The organism is Lyngbya sp. CCY1209 (genome assembly GCF_035615495.1).
Classification (GTDB): domain Bacteria; phylum Cyanobacteriota; class Cyanobacteriia; order Cyanobacteriales; family Microcoleaceae; genus Limnospira.
Genome location: NZ_JAJENU010000657.1, coordinates 1 through 2,950, shown reverse-complemented (window position 1 = coordinate 2,950; position 2,950 = coordinate 1). Strand labels below are relative to the sequence as shown.

The following is a 2,950-nucleotide window of genomic DNA, read 5'->3' as shown; positions in this document are numbered from 1 at the left end:
GTCGAACCGGGTGACTATTTCAGCACCATCCAGGGCAAACCTAACGCCGATTCGAGCAGCAGCTACGATCGCAGTTCCTCCGCGATGAGCTAAACCCCAATCTCGTTTAAATTCATCTTTTCAAATTCATTAATTCGGAGTCAGATACCATGTGTACCCAAGACGAAGCTCGCGCACTGATGCGCCGCCACCACCAGGCCGTCAAAAATCGCCAGCAAGCCATGTTCAACCGGGCCGCGGCCGAAGTCGGACTGGAACCGAGCGACTATTTCAGCACCATCCAGGGCAAACCCCACTCGGATTGTCAGATGAGCTACGATCGCTCCCACGCCTCCATGAGCTAATTTCAAACCCCTTTCAACTTTAACTTTCAACCAATCGGAGATGATTAGACGATGAGTACCCAAGACCAAGCCCGCGCGTTGATGATGCGCCACCACCAGACCGTCAAGAACCGCCAACAGGCGATGTTGAACCGCTCCGCCGCCGAAGTGGGTATTGAGCCGGGTGACTACTTCAGCACCATCCAGGGCAAGCCCAGCGCCGATTCGCGGACGAGCTATGATCGCAGTTCCTCAGCCATGAGCTAAGTTGTCGTATACAGATCAAAGTCCGTGGATTCTAACATCAATACCCCCACAGCGCGATCGGCCTTGTGGGGATTTTTCATGGGCGATCGGCTTTCAGTGATACATCAAGTTTCCCGTTCCCTATCCCCTGCTATATAATCGCTTCTGCGAGACATTCATGGGGGCAGGTAAAACATATGTCAGATTGGCAGAAGATTGACGGCGGGATCACGGCGCCGAAAGGATACCGGGCGAGTGGCATTGTGGCGGGGTTGAAACCCTCCGGGGCGCCGGATTTGGCGTTGATCCTCTCCGACGTGGATGCGATCGCGGCGGGGGTGTTCACCACGTCCCAGGTGCGGGCGGCCTGCGTGGACTACTGCCGCCAACAATTGCAGGCTAAACCCAGTGCCCGGGCGATTCTGTGCAACGCGGGGCAGGCGAACGCGGGTACCGGGGAAGCGGGTTGGGCGGACGTGTACGAAAGTGCCAATACCCTGGCGGGGGCGTTGAATATCGAGCCGGAATCGATCCTGCTGGCGTCTACCGGGGTGATCGGGAAGCGGATCAAAATGGATGCTCTGAAGGCGGGGATTCCGCAACTGGTGGCCCGAGCTTCGGAAACCGGGGGACCTGACGCCGCCGGGGCGATTATTACCACGGATTTGGTGACGAAATCCATCGCGTTGGAGACGAAATTCGGCGATCGCCCGGTCCGCGTCGGCGGCATCGCCAAGGGTTCGGGGATGATCCATCCTAACATGGCGACGATGCTGGCTTTCGTCACCTGCGACGCGGCGGTATCGCCCCCCCTGTGGCAGGAAATGTTGGCCCGGGCGGCGAACCGCAGTTTCAACCAAATTACTGTTGACGGCGATACGAGTACCAATGACAGTCTCATCGCCCTCGCCAACGGCCAGTCCCGCACCCCGGCGATCACCGGGCCAGGTCTGGAGGCGGACAAGCTGGAGGCGATGCTGACGGCGGTTTGCGAACATCTGGCAAAAGCGATCGCCCGCGACGGTGAAGGGGCCACCTGCCTGATCGAGGTGCAGGTGAGTGGGGCGGCGACGGAGGAGGCCGCGGCGAAAGTGGCGAAAACCATCGTCGGGTCGTCCCTGGTGAAATCGGCGATTTTCGGCTGCGATCCCAACTGGGGCCGCATCGCGGCGGCGGCGGGACGGGCCGGAGTCCGGTTCGATCAGGAGAAGTTGGAGATTTCTATGGGGGAATTTCAACTGATGAAAGCGGGTCAGCCGTTGGCGTTTGACGAGGCGGCCGCCAGCGATTATTTGAAACGGGCGAAAACGGGGGAATATCTGAAGGAAGATACCGTTTTAATTCGGGTCAAAATTGGCGACGAGATGGGATTTGGAAAGGCCTGGGGATGCGATCTGAGTTACGATTATGTGAAAATTAACGCCGAATACACGACTTGATTTTTGACGTTTTTTGGGGGCGAAATATCGCCCCCGATGATGTTTTGAGGACGCGAAAGATGCTGGCACTGTTCTGGATCGGAATTATTGTTATTGTGGCGATCGCGATTTTTTTCGTCGCCAATCAAGGACGGTTGCAACCCCAGGAAATTCCCCAAGGACTCCCCGCCCTGGAGCGGAATTTATTTAATTTGGAAGTGGGGGATATCGTCCAATATGGGGGGGAAGATTGGGTGGTGGAAGGTCGCCTCACCTATTACGAAGGGGGTTACAGTTGGTTCGATTATTTGCTACAAGAAAGCGATCGCATCCGCTGGCTTTCGGTGGCGGAAGATGATATCGTGGAGGTGGCTTGGATGGAGTCCACCACCGCCCTGGAATTGAGCGGTGAACCGCCCCGACAGATTACCTTCGACGGCGAGTCTTACCGCCAGGTGGGTTCGGGTGTCGCCCGGATGTCCCGCATTGGAACCCTACGCCGCCAACCCCCCGAAAATTGCCGCTATTTTGACTATGAAGGACCGGGTGATCAGGTGCTGTCGGTGGAGGACTGGGATGGGGAGTTGGAAGTGAGTGTGGGGCGGAGTATCAACCCGAGGGAATTGTCCCTGCTGCCGGGGACTGGGGGGAGCGTGTATCGGGGTTGAATAGGCGAACCGCTTGGGAATCTATTCCCTTTTCTCATCGCTGAAATCCTCTCAAGAGGATTGGCGAAGGGTTGATAGATGTAACGACAACCGCGATCGCACCCCTTATATGGCGGCACATTTTCCCATGATGTTATGGTACGTCAAGTCGGGGAAAAAGTCAAGCCCCAATCCCGAGAGATCTAGAAACCGGGTTTCTACCAATATCTGGGTAGGAAACCAAAAACTTTCCGAGAAACACCGGTTTCTTCTTCTCCAACCCGATCTCTTGACGGATGTAACGAAAACCGCGATC

The 2,950-nt window shown here is 56.5% G+C and carries 4 protein-coding genes; all 4 read left to right on the top strand.

The annotated features are described in order from the left end of the window. Nucleotides 1-149: 149 nt before the first annotated feature. The 4 genes from LKE08_RS27070 to LKE08_RS27055 all read left to right on the top strand — a co-directional run bounded on the left by LKE08_RS27070 (nt 150) and on the right by LKE08_RS27055 (nt 2,655). The gene (locus LKE08_RS27070) at nt 150-344 is read left to right on the top strand and encodes a hypothetical protein (protein ID WP_324707408.1); all 195 of its coding nucleotides are present in this window, start codon (nt 150-152) and stop codon (nt 342-344) included. A gap of 51 nt (nt 345-395) precedes the next feature. Further along, nucleotides 396-590 carry a hypothetical protein gene (locus LKE08_RS27065; protein ID WP_324707407.1) on the top strand — a complete coding sequence of 65 codons (195 nt, stop codon included), beginning with the start codon at nt 396-398 and terminating at the stop codon, nt 588-590. A 176-nt stretch (nt 591-766) separates the two neighbouring features. After that, entirely contained in the window at nt 767-2,008 is a 1,242-nt protein-coding gene (gene argJ, locus LKE08_RS27060; RefSeq protein ID WP_324707406.1) for a bifunctional ornithine acetyltransferase/N-acetylglutamate synthase, read from the top strand. A 59-nt stretch (nt 2,009-2,067) separates the two neighbouring features. After that, the gene (locus tag LKE08_RS27055; RefSeq protein WP_324707405.1) at nt 2,068-2,655 is read left to right on the top strand and encodes a DUF4178 domain-containing protein; all 588 of its coding nucleotides are present in this window, start codon (nt 2,068-2,070) and stop codon (nt 2,653-2,655) included. Nucleotides 2,656-2,950 lie beyond the last annotated feature (295 nt).

Excerpts from the sequence above, each read along its gene's own strand:
- LKE08_RS27065 (WP_324707407.1), top strand. The coding sequence starts at position 396 with ATGAGTACCCAAGACCAAGCCCGCGCGTTGATGATGCGCCACCACCAG.
- LKE08_RS27055 (WP_324707405.1), top strand. The coding sequence starts at position 2,068 with ATGCTGGCACTGTTCTGGATCGGAATTATTGTTATTGTGGCGATCGCG.
- LKE08_RS27070 (WP_324707408.1), top strand. The coding sequence starts at position 150 with ATGTGTACCCAAGACGAAGCTCGCGCACTGATGCGCCGCCACCACCAG.
- argJ (WP_324707406.1), top strand. The coding sequence starts at position 767 with ATGTCAGATTGGCAGAAGATTGACGGCGGGATCACGGCGCCGAAAGGA.